At 68.0% G+C, this 16,234-nt stretch carries 13 protein-coding genes; 8 read left to right on the top strand and 5 right to left on the bottom strand.

Annotated elements, in window-relative coordinates; translation table 11 throughout:
• Positions 1-27: 27 nt before the first annotated feature.
• The 4 genes from RCO27_RS07785 to RCO27_RS07770 all read left to right on the top strand — a co-directional run bounded on the left by RCO27_RS07785 (position 28) and on the right by RCO27_RS07770 (position 3,255).
• Positions 28-675: an adenylate kinase gene (locus tag RCO27_RS07785; RefSeq protein ID WP_309002135.1), complete on the top strand. Its 648-nt coding sequence runs from the start codon at positions 28-30 to the stop codon at positions 673-675.
• Positions 676-738: 63 nt separating this feature from the next.
• Positions 739-1,260 carry an SRPBCC family protein gene (locus RCO27_RS07780; RefSeq protein WP_309002100.1) on the top strand — a complete coding sequence of 174 codons (522 nt, stop codon included), beginning with the start codon at positions 739-741 and terminating at the stop codon, positions 1,258-1,260.
• 174 nt (positions 1,261-1,434) lie between these two features.
• Positions 1,435-2,796 carry an NADP-specific glutamate dehydrogenase gene (gene gdhA, locus RCO27_RS07775; protein ID WP_309002134.1) on the top strand — a complete coding sequence of 454 codons (1,362 nt, stop codon included), beginning with the start codon at positions 1,435-1,437 and terminating at the stop codon, positions 2,794-2,796.
• Between the two features lie 66 nt (positions 2,797-2,862).
• On the top strand, positions 2,863-3,255 hold the full coding sequence (locus tag RCO27_RS07770; RefSeq protein ID WP_309002099.1) for an endonuclease domain-containing protein: 393 nt from the start codon (positions 2,863-2,865) through the stop codon (positions 3,253-3,255).
• A 6-nt stretch (positions 3,256-3,261) separates the two neighbouring features.
• Here RCO27_RS07770 and RCO27_RS07765 read toward each other — a convergent pair whose 3' ends face one another.
• The 4 genes from RCO27_RS07765 to RCO27_RS07750 form a co-directional block, all read right to left on the bottom strand.
• On the bottom strand, positions 3,262-4,464 hold the full coding sequence (locus RCO27_RS07765) for a hypothetical protein (protein WP_309002098.1): 1,203 nt from the start codon (positions 4,462-4,464) through the stop codon (positions 3,262-3,264).
• Positions 4,465-4,571: 107 nt separating this feature from the next.
• A complete protein-coding gene (locus RCO27_RS07760; protein WP_309002097.1) occupies positions 4,572-6,278 on the bottom strand; it encodes a DEAD/DEAH box helicase in 1,707 nt (568 codons plus the stop codon).
• A 62-nt stretch (positions 6,279-6,340) separates the two neighbouring features.
• Positions 6,341-7,522, bottom strand: coding sequence for an NAD(P)/FAD-dependent oxidoreductase (locus tag RCO27_RS07755; RefSeq protein WP_309002096.1), 1,182 nt, complete (start codon positions 7,520-7,522; stop codon positions 6,341-6,343).
• A gap of 66 nt (positions 7,523-7,588) precedes the next feature.
• The gene (locus RCO27_RS07750) at positions 7,589-9,121 is read right to left on the bottom strand and encodes an amidohydrolase family protein (protein ID WP_309002095.1); all 1,533 of its coding nucleotides are present in this window, start codon (positions 9,119-9,121) and stop codon (positions 7,589-7,591) included.
• A gap of 612 nt (positions 9,122-9,733) precedes the next feature.
• On the opposite strand from RCO27_RS07750, the gene RCO27_RS07745 reads away from it, so the two are divergent.
• Entirely contained in the window at positions 9,734-10,636 is a 903-nt protein-coding gene (locus RCO27_RS07745; protein ID WP_309002094.1) for an OmpA family protein, read from the top strand.
• A 994-nt stretch (positions 10,637-11,630) separates the two neighbouring features.
• On the opposite strand, the gene ppc is transcribed toward RCO27_RS07745, so the two are convergent.
• Complete coding sequence (gene ppc / locus RCO27_RS07740; protein WP_309002093.1) at positions 11,631-14,321, bottom strand: phosphoenolpyruvate carboxylase; 2,691 nt, start codon at positions 14,319-14,321, stop codon at positions 11,631-11,633.
• A gap of 164 nt (positions 14,322-14,485) precedes the next feature.
• Here ppc and RCO27_RS07735 point away from each other — a divergent pair, with 164 nt between their 5' ends.
• The 3 genes from RCO27_RS07735 to rpsM all read left to right on the top strand — a co-directional run bounded on the left by RCO27_RS07735 (position 14,486) and on the right by rpsM (position 16,159).
• Positions 14,486-15,100, top strand: coding sequence for a beta/gamma crystallin-related protein (locus RCO27_RS07735; RefSeq protein WP_309002092.1), 615 nt, complete (start codon positions 14,486-14,488; stop codon positions 15,098-15,100).
• 120 nt (positions 15,101-15,220) lie between these two features.
• Positions 15,221-15,634, top strand: coding sequence for a hemerythrin domain-containing protein (locus RCO27_RS07730; protein ID WP_309002091.1), 414 nt, complete (start codon positions 15,221-15,223; stop codon positions 15,632-15,634).
• 156 nt (positions 15,635-15,790) lie between these two features.
• Complete coding sequence (gene rpsM / locus RCO27_RS07725; RefSeq protein ID WP_309002090.1) at positions 15,791-16,159, top strand: 30S ribosomal protein S13; 369 nt, start codon at positions 15,791-15,793, stop codon at positions 16,157-16,159.
• Positions 16,160-16,234: the final 75 nt, after the last annotated feature.

Genomic DNA, 16,234 nt, shown 5'->3' with positions numbered 1-16,234 from the left:
CGCGAAACGGGGGCGTGAATGACAGCCATGAACATCATCCTGCTCGGGCCTCCGGGCGCGGGCAAGGGAACCCAGGCCGACCGGCTGGTCAGCGAACGCGGCATGGTCCAGCTGTCGACCGGCGACATGCTGCGCGCCGCGGTCAAGGCCGGGACGCCGGTCGGGCTCAAGGCCAAGGCGGTGATGGATGCGGGCGAGCTCGTCTCCGACGAGATCGTCTCGGCGCTGATCGGCGACAAGCTCACCGAGATGGGGCCGGACAAGGGCGCGATCTTCGACGGCTATCCGCGCACCGCCGCGCAGGCGGAATCGCTGGACGCGATCCTCGAGGCACATGGACGCAGGCTCGACCATGTCGTCGAGCTGGCGGTGGACGAGGACGCGCTGGTCGAGCGGATCACCGGGCGCTTCACCTGCGCGGTCTGCGGCGCCGGCTATCACGACAAGTTCAAGCTGCCGAAGGTCGAGGGCACCTGCGACGTTTGCGGCAGCCACGACTTCAAGCGCCGGCCCGACGACAATGAGGAGACGGTGCGCACCCGCATGGCCGAATATCGCGCCAAGACTGCGCCGATCCTGCCGATCTACGAGGCGCGCGGGCTGGTGAGCCGGGTCGACGGCATGGCGCCGATCGGCGAGGTCGGCGCCGCGATCGACGCGATCCTGGACGGCTGATCCCGCGACTTGATTGACCGTTCAAATGATGCTTTCCTCAGCAGGTCGTTTGGGGAGGCGATCATGCGCCATACAGTTCTGTTCCCGCTCCTGCTCGCCGCCGCAGCGCCGGTCGCCGCCGAGGTGAAGTCGGCGAGCGCGACCGGCTTCGAGACCGAGGTGCGGGCGCGTGTGCCGGTATCGCCGGCCGAGGCCTATGCGGCGCTCGGGCGGATCGGCCGCTGGTGGCAAAGCGCGCATACCTATTCCGGCGACGCCGCCAACATGACGCTCGAGCCGCGTGCCGGCGGCTGCTTTTGCGAGACGATACCGGCCGACGGCGGCACGATCGAGCATGGCCGGGTGATCTACGCGCGGCCCGGCCAGCAGCTCCGGGTCAGCGGTGCGCTCGGCCCGCTCCAGGCCGAGGCGGTGACGGGCACGCTCACCTGGACTCTGAGCCCGGCCGAGGGCGGCACCGAGATCGTGATGAGCTATGTCGTCGGCGGCTATGTCCGCGGGGCCGGCGCCGAGCCGCTGGCGCCGCTCGTCGATCAGGTGCTTGCCGCGCAGCTCGAAGGCCTGCGCGCGCACCTCTCGCGCTGACCTCTTCGACGAAGGCGTCGTTCCGGACGACCGGGCTGCACAAGTACCGCTTGGGATTGGCAAAAAAGTGCTATGGTTCCGCCCGTCACGAGTCCGCTCGATCGGGCGGGCGGTCAGCATTTGGGAGGCGATGCAATGAGCGGGGGCGACAGCCTGATTATCGAGCCGATCCTGATGGAGAGGAACCACGCCGAGCATGTCGATCTGGCGGGCTTCATGGAAGGCGTGAAGCGGCGCAACCCGGGCCAGCCGGAATTCGTCCAGGCGGTTCAGGAGGTGGCCGAGGACATTTTCGAGTTCATGGCCGACCGCGAGGATTATCACCGCTGGCAGATCCTGCGCCGCATCGCCGAGCCGGACCGCATCGTTTCCTTCCGCGTCTGCTGGGAGGACGACAACCACAATATCCGCGTCCAGCGCGGCTACCGGGTCCAGAACAACAATGCGATCGGCCCCTACAAGGGCGGCATCCGCTTCCATCCGAGCGTGAACGAGTCGATCCTGAAGTTCCTCGCCTTCGAGCAGACCTTCAAGAACGCGCTCACCGGCCTGCCCATGGGCGGCGGCAAGGGCGGCGCGAACTTCAACCCGAAGGGCAAGAGCGACGGCGAGATCATGCGCTTCTGCCAGAGCTTCATGACCGAGCTCTACCGCCATATCGGCGCGGACGTGGACGTCCCGGCGGGCGACATCGGCGTCGGCGGGCGCGAGATCGGCTATATGTTCGGCCAGTACAAGCGCATCACCAACCAGTTCACCGGCGTGCTGACCGGCAAGGGCATGGAATATGGCGGCTCGCTGATCCGCCCCGAAGCGACCGGCTATGGCGCGGTCTATTTCCTCGAGAACATGCTGAAGACCAAGGGGCAGGACCTGAGCGGCAAGCGCGCGGTGATCTCCGGCTCCGGCAATGTCGCCACCCACGCGGCCGAGAAGATCAATCAGCTCGGTGGCAAGGTGCTGACCCTGTCGGACAGCCAGGGCTTCGTCCACGATCCGGACGGCATCACCCAGGAGAAGATCGACTGGGTGAAGGCGCACAAGACCCGCCGCCGCGGCCGGATCAGCGAATATGCCGACGCGTTCCGGCACGCGACCTTCCACGAGGGCAAGACGCCGTGGGGCGTGGAATGCGACGTGGCGCTGCCCTGCGCGACGCAGAACGAATTGCTCGGCGAGGATGCGCGGACTTTGGTCAAGAACGGCTGCATCGGCGTCAGCGAAGGCGCCAACATGCCGACCGACCTCGAGGGCGTGCACGTCTTCAAGGACGCCAAGATCCTGTACGCGCCGGGCAAGGCCTCGAACGCCGGCGGCGTCGCCGTCTCCGGCCTCGAGATGAGCCAGAACTCGGAGCGCCGCTCGTGGCGCGAGAGCGAGCTGCAGCAGATGCTCAAGGACATCATGGACGGCATCCACCAGCGCTGCCTGGAATATGGCGATCGCGGCGGCGGCTACACCGACTATGTGAAGGGCGCGAACATCGCGGGCTTCAAGAAGGTGGCGGACGCGATGCTGGCGTTTGGAGTTGTCTGACACCAGTCTCCTCCCCGGCTTTTGCCGGGGAGGGGGACCGCCCGAAGGGTGGTGGAGGGGTTTCTTTTGAGCGGCATCGACCGCGCCCGCGCGCTTCGCCGCACCATGTCTCCGGCCGAACGGCGGCTATGGGCAGTACTGCGGACGCGTCCCGGCGGCTTCAAATTTCGAAGCCAGCATCCAATCGATCCCTATACGCTCGACTTCTTCTGTCACGCTGCGGCATTGGCGGTTGAAGTCGACGGTGTCAGCCATGACATGGGTGACAATCCGGTGCGCGATGAGCGGCGCGACCAATTGCTTGCCGCCCGCGGTATCAAGACTCTGCGTATCTTGGCCACCGATGTTCGAGACCATCTCGATGCCGTCGCGCTACTGATTCAGGAAGAATGCGCTGCGCGTTGCCCCTCCACCGGCTTCGCCGGTCCCCCTCCCCTGCAAAAGCAGGGGAGGAGATAGCTGAGACTATCCTGTGACCGCCACATACCGCGCCCAATAGCCATCGAGCTGCAAGCGCTTGAGTTCGCCGTCGAGCGCCTGCCTCAGCCGCAACCGAATCGTCTCGGTGGCATCGCGCTCGCCCAGCCCATGATGCACCCGTGCCGCCTCGACGCTGGCGCGCTGCGCGACATTGAGATTGCCGAACGGGCCGAAGAAGGAGTCGATTCGCGACCGGTCCCGCACCCCGGTATAGGTGAAGCCGGCGTCGCCGGCCGCCCCGGCGATGCGCAGATATTCGGCCAGAGATGCGCGGGCCGGCGCGCCTTCCAGCTCCGCGAGCCGCGCCGCGAACAGGTCGCTCTCCGGCCCCGGCCGCTGCCGGCGAAGCGCCTCCACGGTCTCGCGCATCCAGGCGCGGTCGAGATTGGCGTCGCGCCATTGGGTGCCGAGCAGGTTGAAGCTGGCGATCGCGGCGAGGTCCTCGGGACGGGTGTGCCGGGCGATCGCGGCGGCATCGGGTTCGGCGGCAATCGCCGACGGCTGGACGACGCGGACCCAAGGATAGGCGGCGAGGATGGATTCGATATCGTCCTTGTGCATCACGCCGACGACGACGAGCATGCGCCTGCCGGAATAATTGCGGGCGGCTGAGGCGATCCGGCGTGCTTGCATGAAGGTCCGATATATGAACAGCCGCCGCGCGAAGTCGCGGGCCGGGGCGTCAGGATAGGCGGCATAGAATTCGCGATAGCGCGCCCGCTCCTCCGGGCCGTCCGCGAAGAACAAGCCGAGCGTGCGTGATCGAGCCTCGGGGAAGGTGAGGAAGCCCTGAAATCCGGATTCGCGGCGGACGAAAGGCGGCGCCTCGAGATCGGCGATGCCCAGAGCCAGCGCGCTATCATCTGGCGACGGCAGCCAGTCGAACGGACAGAGCGGCAGGCTCATCTCGCGGGCCCACGGGACGATGATATCCTGGATCTCGTAGGTGAACTCGTAGTGATCATTGCGCGCGACCCGCTCGGGCGCGCGCTCGATGCAGATCGCGCTTGGGGCCGACGCCTCGAAGAAGGCACGCATCGCCCCCGGCTGCTGGCGCCGGTTGATCAGCTGGGCGCTGTGATCGACGCCGAGGATCACGACCTCGGTGACGCCGGGCGGCACGGCCGGCTGTGCCCGCAGCGGCGCGGCGAGACAAAACATCAGACCGAGCAGAGCAAGCAGACGCATCGGGAACTCCATTCAGGCGCGTTGCCCGCGCAACGCCTCAACCGCGCGCGCCTGTCAACTCCTCCCCTCCACATGTTGCCACAAGGGTGGACGCAAGTCGGGCGGCTCTACGCGCGCCCGCGCCGCGGCTTCGGTCCCTTGCGGTACGGCTTGGGCTGGTGCCGGGCAGGCGGCGCGTCCGCGCGCTTGTTCTGTCGCGCCGCCTCGCGCGGGGTGCCGCGCACCGGCTCGATTCGGATATCGCCCTCGCCGTCGCCATCGCCGCCGGCGGTGCGCTTCAAGGCCGCGGCGAACCTGGCCGCCACCGCGCGCGGCACCTCGAACATCGTCTCGTTCGCGGCGATGCGGATCGCGCCGATCTCGTTCCTCGAGATGTGGCCGCGCCGGCAGAGCAAAGGCAGGATCCAGCGCGGATCGGCATTGTGCCGCCGGCCGACGTCCATGTGGAACCAGACCGTGTCCTCGAAGCCCGGGCGCGGACCCTCCGGGCGCGGCGGGCGGGTGCTGGCGTCCGACAGCTCCTCGGCGGCGGGCAGCTTCGCGCGATGGGTGCGGACGAGGGCGGCCGCGATCTCTTCGGGCGTCTTCTGCGCCAGCAGCTGGCGTGCCAGCTCGCGGTCCTCGTCCTCGATCTCGACCGGCGCGAGCAGGGCGGCCATCATTCGCTCGCGGTCGGCCTTGGCGATATCCTCGGGCGTGGGCGGTGTGATCCATTGCGTCTCAATCCGCGCGCCGCGCAGCACCGCCTCGACCCGGCGGCGGCGGGGATAGGGGACGACGAGCACGGCGATCCCCTTCTTGCCGGCGCGTCCGGTCCGGCCGGAGCGGTGCTGGAGCGTCTCCGCGTCGCGCGGCAGCTCGACATGGACGACCAGCGACAGTTTCGGCAGGTCGATGCCGCGCGCCGCAACGTCGGTCGCGACCAGGATGCGCGCGCGGCCGTCGCGCAGCGCCTGCAGCGCGTGGTTGCGCTCGCTCTGGCTGTGCTCGCCGGAGAGGGCGACGGCGTTGAAGCCGCGCTCGGTGAGGCTCGACTGGAGCCGCCGGACATTGTCGCGGGTGGCGCAGAAGAGGAGCGCGGAATCCGCCTCGTGCAGGCGCAGCAGGTTGACCACGGCATGCTCGATTTCGGCCGGGGCGACGGTCATCGCCTGATAGGTGATGTCGCCATGGCCGCGATCCTCGCCGATCGTGGAGATGCGCAGGGCATCACGCTGGTAGCGTTTGGCCAGCGCGACGATCGGCTTCGGCATGGTCGCGGAGAAGAGCAGGGTGCGGCGCTCCTGCGGGGTCGCGTCGAGGATTTCCTCGAGATCTTCCCGAAAGCCCATGTCGAGCATCTCGTCCGCTTCGTCGAGGACAGCGACCTTGAGTTCGGAGAGGTCCAGTGCGCCGCGCTCCAGATGGTCACGCAGGCGCCCCGGCGTGCCGACGACGATCTGGGCGCCGTGCGAGAGGTTCCGCCGCTCCTTGGACGGGTCCATGCCGCCGACGCAGGTCGCGATGCGCGCGCCGGCCTTGCCGTAGAGCCAGATCAGCTCGCGGCTGACCTGCAGCGCCAGCTCGCGGGTTGGCGCGATGACCAGAGCCTGCGGCTTCAGCGTATAGGGAAGGGTGCCGTTCGCATCGAGCAGTTGCGGCGCGATGGCGAGGCCGAAGGCCACGGTCTTGCCCGATCCGGTCTGGGCGGAGACGATGAGGTCGCGCCCCTCGGCGTCGGCCTCCAGTACGGCGGCCTGCACGGGGGTCGGCGACGCATAGCCGCGCGCGGCAAGCGCCTCGCCGAGAAGCGGCGGAAGGGTGTCGAATGTCATGTGTCGTCCAGTTTCGGCGTCGGCGCACGGCGCGTCGCGCATCCTATCATGAGGGGCAAAGGCTACAGGGCCTGCCCGGCTGCCCACCCGCTAGCCCATGCCCACTGAAAATTATAGCCCCCCAGCCAGCCGGTGACGTCGACGGCCTCGCCGATCGCGTAGAGGCCGGGGATCTTGCGGGCTTCCATCGTCTGCGAGGAGAGGCCGTCCGTGGCGATGCCGCCGGCCGTCACCTCGGCCTTGGCGAAGCCTTCGCTGCCGTTGGGGCGGAAGCGCCAGTCGGCGAGGCGGGCGGCGGCGGCGCGCAGCTTGGCGTCGGGCAGGTTGGCGAGTTCACCCCACAGGCCGATCTTCTTCGCCAGCGCCTCGGCGAGGCGATCCGGCAGCAATTCGCCGAGCAAGGTGTGGAAATGGGTCTTCGGCCGCGCCCGCTTGGCGGCGAGCGGCCAGTCGGCTTGTCTGTCCGGCAGGAAGTCGATCCCGATCTCCTCGCCATTGCGCCAGTAGGAGGAGATTTGCAGGATCGCCGGACCGGAGAGGCCGCGATGAGTGAAGAGCGTGGCCTCGCGGAACGACGCCTTGCCGGCGCGGGCGATCACTTCCGCGGAGACGCCCGAGAGTTCGCGGAACAGCAGGTCCTCGCCGCTCAGCGTCAGTGGCACCAGCGCTGGTCGCGGCTCGACCAGCTTGAGACCGAACTGCCGGGCGAGATCGTAGGCGAAGCCGGTCGCGCCCATTTTCGGGATGGAGGGGCCGCCGGTCGCGATCACCAACGCAGGCGCCGTCGCGGCCTCGTCGCCGTAGCGCACCGTGAACCGGCCATCGGCATGGGTCACGTCCGCGATCGGCCGGCCGAGCGCGACGCGGACATTGCCCCTCGCGCATTCCGCCATCAGCAGGCCGACGATCTCCTTCGCCGAGCCGTCGCAGAAGAGCTGGCCGAGCGTCTTCTCGTGCCAGGCGATCCTGTAGCGATCGACCAGTGCGATGAAGTCCTCCGGCGTGTAGCGCCCGAGCGCCGACTTGGCGAAATGCGGGTTGGCCGAGAGAAAGCGGTCGGGCGCGGCGTGGATGTTGGTGAAGTTGCACCGCCCGCCGCCGGAGATCAGGATCTTCTTCCCCGGCCGGTCGGCATGATCGATCACCAGCACCCGCCGCCCGCGCTGCCCAGCCACCCCCGCGCACATCAGCCCGGCGCCGCCGGCGCCGAGAATGATTGCGTCGTAGGGAGCGGCGGCGGTCATCAGCTGCCCATGCCAGCCCGCCCGTTGCGCGTCATCCCTGAACGGCTCGGGCCGCTTCCCTCAGCTTCAACGCGCGCGCAGCAAAGCCCCCGATCTGCCGACCTTGCTCCCATTCGCATAAGCCGCCCGCCCATTCACCATCACCAGGTCGAACCCCTCCGCCTTGGCGAACGGATCGACATAGGTCGCGCGCGCCCGCACCCGGGCCGGATCGAACAGGAGCAGGTCGGCCTTGGCGCCCGGGCGGATGGTGCCGCGATCGCCGAGGCGGAGAATCCGGGCCGGGTAGGAGGTCGCCTTGCGGATCATGTCCTGGAGCGTGAGCTTGCTGTCGCGGACGACATAGTCCTCGATCAGCTTGGCATAGGTGCCAGCGCCGCGCGGGTGGCGCTGGCCGGGACCACCGTCGGTCGAGAAGGCGACGTGGGGATCGACCAGCAAAATATCCTGCAGCGCCTTGTCCATGGTGAAGTGCGCGCCCTGCGCCCCTTCGGGGCCGAGATCGATCAGGACGTCGACATAGTGGCGGCCCGCCTCCTGGGCGACCTGGGCGAGCGTCTTGCCGGCGTGGGTTCCCGTGCCGATCAACAGCGCGCCCGGCCCGCCGCGCCGGGTCATGCGGCGCTCGAGATAGTCGGACAGCTCCGGTCGGCGCTCCCTGAGAATCGCGGCATAGTCGGTCGGCGGCAGCGCCCATTCCGGGAACAGGATGGCGATGCCCGTGAAGCCGGCCTCGTAGGGATATTCGTCGGCGGTGAGGTCGATGCCCTGGCGGCGTTTGGCGGCGAGGAATTCGAGCAGGGCTTGGGCGCGCGCCGCGCCGTGGCCGTACACGACCTTGAGGTGCGAGATGTGGGCGCGGGCCTGGCCGGCCGAGGCGATGAGCTCGTCGATCGACGCCTCGATCGCATCGTCATCCTCCGAGCGCATGTGGCTCATGACGACGCCGTCATGTCGGGCGACGACCGCGCCGAGCGCGCGATGCTCCGCCGCTTCGGTATAGATGCCCGGCACATATTCGAGACCGTAGGAAAGGCCGAAGATGCCCGCCCGGAATTCGGCCTCGAGCGCAGCTGCCAGCCGCTGCAGTTGCGTGGCATCGGGCCGGCGGACCGAATCCGGAATGCCCGCCGCGTGCCGGATCGTGCCGTGGCCGACCAGCAGGGCAACATTGGTGTCGAGCGGCGCGCGCGAGACCGCCCGGCGCCAGTCGGCGGTGTCGAGTTCCTCGCTCGTGCCCGGTCCGCTGCCGTCGACACCGAGGGTGATCGATGTCACGCCCATGGCGAGAAACCCGTCATAAGGACTCTTGAGCGGATCGCCGTGGGTGTGGAGATCGATGAAGCCGGGCGTGAGCACCCGGCCGCGGCCTTCGACGACGCGGGCCCAGGACGGCACGCGCTCGCGCGACGGCGCCGTCACGCGGGCGATCCGGTCGCCGGTGACCAGCACATTGGCGGGCCGGGGCGGGGCGCCGGTGCCGTCGACGAGCGAAACCTCGCGGAACAGGGTGGACCTATCCGTCTGGCCGCCGGCGGGCGCCGCCAGGCTTGCCAGCCCGCCCGCGATCAGTTGCCGCCGCGTCAGCTTGTCGTTCACGATGCGCCCCTCAGATCCGTCCCAGGCAGAGCCTGTCTTAGCCCAGGAATTTCAGCGACCGTCTATTCCATGCGGATCGCGCGCCATGCGCCCTCGATCGCAGTGCCGTACAATCTCATGCATGGGCACGCCGGCCGCGTCCATTTCGCTCGTCCAGAACTGATTCAGAGCGCACCGAAACGGGAGGTATGGACTGCGTGAGACTACGATTTCACGTGTAAACACGGGGTATACTTCAATATTTCTTTCTAAATCATTCTTACACTATTAGAAGAAAATGGCCTGTCAGCATAAATTAATCTATTCGGTATTCAATTACCGTAATCATACTACCGTATGAACCCTTGTTTGACTGGCGTAGTATATCGGTTCGTCGCGCGTTCCGCCCGAATGGCCGCCGCAACGACCAGCGGCACTGGGCGTGTTCATCTGCGCGAAAGGTTGGCCCGAACACGGTCGGAACTCCATCGGCGTTCAGGCGCGGCGGCATGCCGCATATCCCCATGAAGCCGGATGGAGGGGTTCCGGCAGCCGGTTTCGCCATCATGGCGCGGCGGTCGGACGAGATGCTGCGTTCGCAGGCCCGACGATCGACTTCGAAGGAATAGCTTCATGAGTGTCATTTCCAAAAACCCAGCCGTTCTCCTCCTCCTTGCCGCGGTTGCCGGGACAGCCCCGGGCAGCCTGGCCGCACAGCCGCAGGACCCGCCCGAGGCCGACCTCTCGACGACCGTAAGCGGCCCGCCTTCCCCTGATGCGGCCGAGATGACCCAAGGGCCCGAGATCGACGGCATCGTCACGTCGCGCAGCGGCGATCAGGTGCAAGTCTACACCGCCGACGGCACCAGCACGACCGTCGCCGTCAACAGCGACACCAGGATCACGTCCCGCGGGGGCTTTCTGGGCTTGGGCCGCACCGCGCTTGCCGCGGATTCGCTGCTCAACGGCCTGCCGGTCAGCGTCGCGACATGGCAGTCGGGCAGCGGCCTGGTGGCGCGCCGGATCGATCTCAAGAGCAGGGATCTCCAGACCGCGACGATGATCCGTAGCGGCACCGCCCAGCAATTTGCCGAACAGGGTTCGGCCATCGAGCAGAATGCGGCGGCGACGGAAGCGCTGCGTGGCCGCATGGGCAGCATCGATCAGTACAATGTCCGGAGCACGACGAACGTGACCTTCGACTTCGGCAGGGCGAACCTGTCCGAGCAGGCGAAAGCCGATCTGTGCGCCACGGCCGCCTCGGCCGAGGCGACGGAGAACGCCCTGCTGCTCGTCGTCGGCTACACCGATTCCACCGGAAGCGTCGAGGTCAACCAGGCGCTCAGCGAACGGCGCGCGGGCAGCGTCGTCAACTATCTTCAGCAGGCCTGCGGCTGGCAGCCCTATCGCATGCTGACGCCCACCGGGATGGCCGAAGCGGATCCGGCGGCGAGCAACGACACCGCCGAGGGCCAGGCGCAGAACCGCCGCGTCGCGGTGAGCGTCCTGGTCAGCAAGGCCGTCGACGGCCTGTGAGACGTGCGGGGTGGGCCTCGGCCCACCCCGGTTTCCGGATCGGAGGAGGGCCGAGCGGAAGTTTCATAAGTTTCAGCTTCCTTGGGCGAGAAAATCCCCTCCCAAACGCGGCGAATGTCACGCTTCGAGAAGCGTCGCGGATCGATGAACGATCGAAAGAGCCGTCGACCCGAGCCTGAGCCCGGTCGCGGATCAGCGTGACAGACGAAATCCTATTTGTATCCAACATTCGAAGGACATTTGTATTCGACCCGTTGCGGACCCGGCCCGCTATCGCCGCGTGGCCAGAATCCTGCGGATAGCACGCGCCTGCTCGCTCCCAGTTTCGTATATGAAAGCGCTTGAGCAAGGCGCCTGGAGGAGCGTCAGAGTACTGGGATCGGGATTGGGCATGATCGTCGCGCTCGAGCCCCGGAGCGACGGAGGCAGGCCGGCGCAGCGCGATGAGATGGGATCCAGGCGGCATTCGCTCGGGTTCAGCGAAAGTCGAATTGTCCCACGTCACCGAGACCCTGCGCGGAGCGGGGCCAACGAGCACTTCATCGACGAGGATATCGAAACGCACATAGTCGGTGAGTAAACCTTGCTGAGGGTCTTGGTAGATTCTGCGCAGGTCGGCGGGCAGACTAGGTGATGTCAGCATCCGTCGGCGAAACGCCTCATCGCGGATAATGCGGTAGTTGGAGATGCGGCCCACCACTACGACGTCGGCATAATTTACGTCTTCGAGATTGGGACGGACGCTGATGCGGCAGGCTTGGGACGGAGCCGGAAACGCCGCCACTGACGTTACGGCAGCGATCACCCAATGACTAAGGAAACGGGTTCTCTTGAGATGCCGCATCAGGGTTGAATCGATCGCTCGCTGTCGTGCCGGGAGAATAAGCGCGAAAATCCTAACGTCGGCTTTCCATTTATAGATGATCCGGATCGTGGCTCTCCTCACCAGAGAACAGATGGATGCCGGATCAAGTCCGCCACGACAGGCGGGCAGCTACCCCGAATTCCGTAGCGCCGTCGCGATCGCGTTGATCGAGAGCTGGATGCCCTCCGCGATGCGCGGGTCGTCCTCGCCGGCGCGGTGGCGTTTCATCAGTTCGATCTGGAGGAGGTTCAGGGGCTCGATATAGGGGAGGCGCAGGCGGATCGAGGCGTCGAGGGCGGGCTGACTTTCGAGCAGGCGGGATTCGCCGGTGATGCTCAGCAGGCAATCGTGGGTGCGGTGCCAGCCGTCGCGGATGCGGTTGAACAGGGCGTCGCGCAGGCCCTGATCCTCGACCAGCTCGGCATAGCGGGCGGCAATGCCCATGTCGGATTTCGCCAGCACCATCTCCAGATTGTCGAGCGTGGTGCGGAAGAAGGGCCAGGCCTCGCGCATCTCCCTGAGTTCCTCGACGCTGCCGAAGGCGGCGAGGCCGTGGCCGACGCCGTACCAGCCGGGCAGCATCACCCGCGCCTGGCTCCAGGAGAAGACCCAGGGGATGGCGCGCAGGTCCTCGATCCGGCCGGACTGGTTGCGGCTGGCCGGGCGCGAGCCGATCTTGAGGCCGGAAATCTCGGCGATCGGCGTCATCTGGCGGAAGAAGATGCGGAAGCCCTCGGTGCCGTAGACGAGGTCGCGATAGGCGGCGAAGGCCTCGGCCGAAATCCGCTCCATCGCCGCGTAGAAGCGGTCGCGCCGCCGCGCCGAGCGGGTCTCGAGGCTGGCGAGTAGCGTGGCAGATGCAATGGCGTCGAGATTGGCGATGGCGCTTTCCGGCGTGCCATATTTGGCGGCGATCACCTCGCCCTGCTCGGTGATGCGGATGCGGCCCTGGACGGTGCCGCTGGGCTGGGCGCGGATCGCCGCCAAGCTGGAGCCGCCGCCCCGCCCGACCGCGCCGCCCCGGCCGTGGAAGAGCTGCAGGCGGATACCCGCCTCCGCGAACACGCCGGCCAGCGCCCGGCTCGCCTTCTGCAGGCTCCAGACCGACGTCAGGTAGCCGCCGTCCTTGTTCGAATCCGAATAGCCGAGCATCACCTCCTGATGGCCGCGCGCCTTGGTGATCGCCGCCATTTCGGGGAGGCCGAAGAAGGCGCGCATGATGTCCGGCGCCGCCTCCAGATCCTCGATCGTCTCGAACAGGGGGACGACCATCAGCGCGGCGTGGGGCGGATCGCCGGCGCGCCAGAGCCCCGCCTCCTTCAGCATCACGAAGACTTCGAGCAGGTCGGAGACGCTGCCGGCCTTGGAGATGATGTAGGTGGTGATCGCCTGCGGGCCGTAGGCGGCGTGGGCCTCGGCGGCGGCACGGACGATTCCCAGCTCGGACACCATTTCGTCCGAATAGGCAGCGAAGGGGGAGGCGAGCGGGCGCGCGCTGGCCAGCTCGCTACGGAGCAACGCAATCCGCGCCGCCTCGTCGAGCGCCGCATGATCGGCCTCGACTCCTGCGGTCTTCAGCAGCTCGGCGACGACGCGCTCGTGCACGTCGGAATTCTGCCTGAGATCGAGCGTGGCGAGGTGGAAGCCGAAGGTCTCGACCGCACGGATCAGGCGCGCGACCGGACCGCCGCCGATCTCGCCCAGCCCCGCCGCGATCGTCGCCAGCTCGGCGCCGAACGCCTCGGGCCGGTCATAAGGCTCGCCCGCCACGGCTGCGGCGCGCTGCGGCGGACGCCCGCAGATCCGTTCGTAGGTCGCCGCCAGCCGGCCGTAGATGCCGGAAAGCGCCCGCCGGTAGGGCTCGTCCTGTCGCGCGAGGCCCTGGTCGCCGGACCGCTCGGCGAGCGCCAGCACGTCTTCCGGCACGTCGGCATGCTCTCGGGAAATGGAGAGCTCGGCGCCGAGCGCGTGGACCGCGTCGAGATAGTGGCCAATCACCGTCTCGGCGGCGCGACCCAGCGCGAGCCGGAGCGAGTCGGCATTGACGAACGGGTTGCCGTCGCGGTCGCCGCCGATCCAGCTGCCGGGCCTGAGGAAGCTCTTCGGTCGCCGGCCGAGCGCCCGTTCCCAGCGCGCATAGACCGCGGGCAGCACCGGCAGGAACACGTCGCGCAGGTAGGACAAAGCGGTCTCGACCTCGTCGGCGACGAACAGCCGCTCGCGCCGCAGCGGCCGGGTCTGCCAGAGGAGCCCGATCTGGCGCACCAGCGCGTCCTCGATCGCGTCGCCTTCAGGCGTTTCCGCGACGCCCGCATCGCGCAGCTTCATCAGCTCGGCAATGCGGTTGCGGTGGTCGATCACGCTCTTGCGCCGGACCTCGGTCGGATGGGCGGTGAGCACCGGGGCGACCAGTGCCCCGTCGAGCAGATCGGCGGCCACGGCGGCGTCGATCCCCTGGCCGGCGAGGATGTCCAGCGCTTCGGGCAAGGTCCCGCCCGGCTCGGAGGTGAAGCCCTGCCGGTCCTCGGCGAGGTTGGCGAGCAGCGAGAACAGCATGAAGCTGTGGACGAAGGTCAGCGTGTCGTCGATGTCGAGCGCGTCGAGGCCGGGATCGATCGCGTCGCCCTGCGCGATGCCGCGGTGACGGTCGACCGAGGTGGCGCGGATATATTCGATCCGCCGGAACATCGCATCGCCCTCGGCCGCGCGGATGACGTCGCCGAGCAGGCGGCCGAGATAGCGGATGTCGGGATTCTGGCCGATCGTGCGCGGCGCTGGCGACGTGTCGGCCTGTTCGTCCCGGCTCACCGTGTCCGTCATCCTGCGCTCTCCTGTGGCGATCCGGTGGCGAGGATAGCCCAAGCCTGCCAGTTCGTCCCCCGTTTTGTTGCGGTGCAGCGCGCGGTTTCGCGCAGGTTTCGATACGGGGCCGTTCCATGCTATGCCGTCCGGGCGCCGGGGGGCGAGAAACGAGGGAGAGCGTCATGGATCGCCGTTTCGTCGTCGCCCTGCTTGCCACCACCCTGCTCGCCGCGCCGTCCGCCGCCCAGCAGGAGGAGCGCCGCCCCAGCCCGGACTTCCCCGGCGAGGCGATCATCTATCGCGACGTCGGCTATTCCGGCCCCGCGGTGAACGTCAGCCGCGCCGATCCCAATCTCGGCCTCGCCTGGCCGGTCCGTTCGATCCGGGTGCGCTACGGGCGCTGGGAGCTGTGCACGCTCGCCAATTATCGCGGCCAGTGCACGACGGTGGACCGCGACACGCCGGATCTCAGGCGTCAGGTCAACTTCCTCAATCGTCTCGGCTCGATGCGCCCGCTGCCCGGCGGCGGCGGTCCGCGGCCGCCCGAGCCGCCCCCGCCGCCAACGCCGGACCGCTCGCTGCGCGGCATGGCGGCCGAGTTCTTCCCGGCCCCCAGCGAGCGCGGCCGCCGGGTCGAGGCCTGCGAACGCGGCCAGGCCAATGCGAACTGCGCCGCGCGGACGGCCGACCGCTTCTGCCGCGACCGCGGCTGGAACGGCTCGGCCCGCGAGGCCCTCGAGACGGTGGGGCGCGGGGTCTATCTCGCCGATACGCTCTGCACGCGCACCGGCTATTAACACATCTGCGCGGCCCGACCCCGTAGTCGCACGGGGTCGGGCCTTAGAGTGAGGTTCATGCCGGCGCGGCAGAAGGGGCCGCGATACCGATAACACGGGACATGTACAGGGGGCATGGGCATGAACGTCGAGGACCTGCGCGCGCAGCACGAAGGGATCATGCGGATCGCCGCCGAGCTGCGCACCGCCGTCGAGCGCGGCGACAAGCTGCAGCCAGTGGCGGCGCTGCGCTGGCGCCTCGCGCGCGAGCTCATCACCCATCTCGCGATCGAGGATCGTCTCTTCTATCCCGCCCTGATGCGATCGGCGGATGCCGAGGCGGTCAGGGTCGCCGCTCGCCTCAGGGACGAAACCGGCAGCTTCGCCGCCGATTTCACCGCCTACATGGCGCGCTGGAACGACCTTCGGGTCGCGCGCGAATGGGAGGCGTTTCGCACCGAGACCAAGACGATCCTCGATGCGCTCGCCGACCGGATCACCCGCGAGGATCAGGCGCTCTATCCGCTCGCCGAAGCGCGCGGCCGCGCCGCTTGACTCCACGCGCGCGACTCCCTATCTGCCGTTCATCCCGTTAACCGGTCGCCCGGCGGCGCATTCGTGCGCGCGTCGGCTTTGCCTGTTTGGGGGATTTACGAAGCGCTGAGATGGGCCGCGCGCCATTGCGGCCTGTGGAGCAGGAGATAAGAGAATATGGCACGTATTGCGGGCGTCAACATCCCGACCAACAAGCGCGTCGAGATCGCGCTGACCTACATCCACGGCATCGGCCGCACCAAGGCGAAGGAAATCGCCGCGAAGCTGGGCATCCCCGCCGAGCGCCGCGTCCAGGACCTGACCGACGCCGAAGTGCTGCACATCCGCGAGGCGATCGACGCCGACCATACGGTGGAGGGCGACCTCCGCCGCGAGACGGCGATGAACATCAAGCGGCTGATGGACCTCGCCTGCTACCGCGGCCTGCGCCATCGCAAGGGCCTGCCGGTCCGCGGCCAGCGCACGCACACCAACGCGCGCACCCGCAAGGGCAAGGCCAAGCCGATCGCGGGCAAGAAGAAGTAATTCGTCCGGGGGACGAATTACTCCGCCGGAGGCGTGCTTGAGCCGCACCGGCGTCACAGCAACGAACTTCAGGTT

It is taken from the genome of Sphingosinicella sp. LHD-64 (assembly GCF_031157375.1).
Lineage (GTDB): Bacteria > Pseudomonadota > Alphaproteobacteria > Sphingomonadales > Sphingomonadaceae > Allosphingosinicella.
Note: the sequence above shows the minus strand (reverse complement) of the source record. Positions and strands in the feature narration are given on the sequence as shown.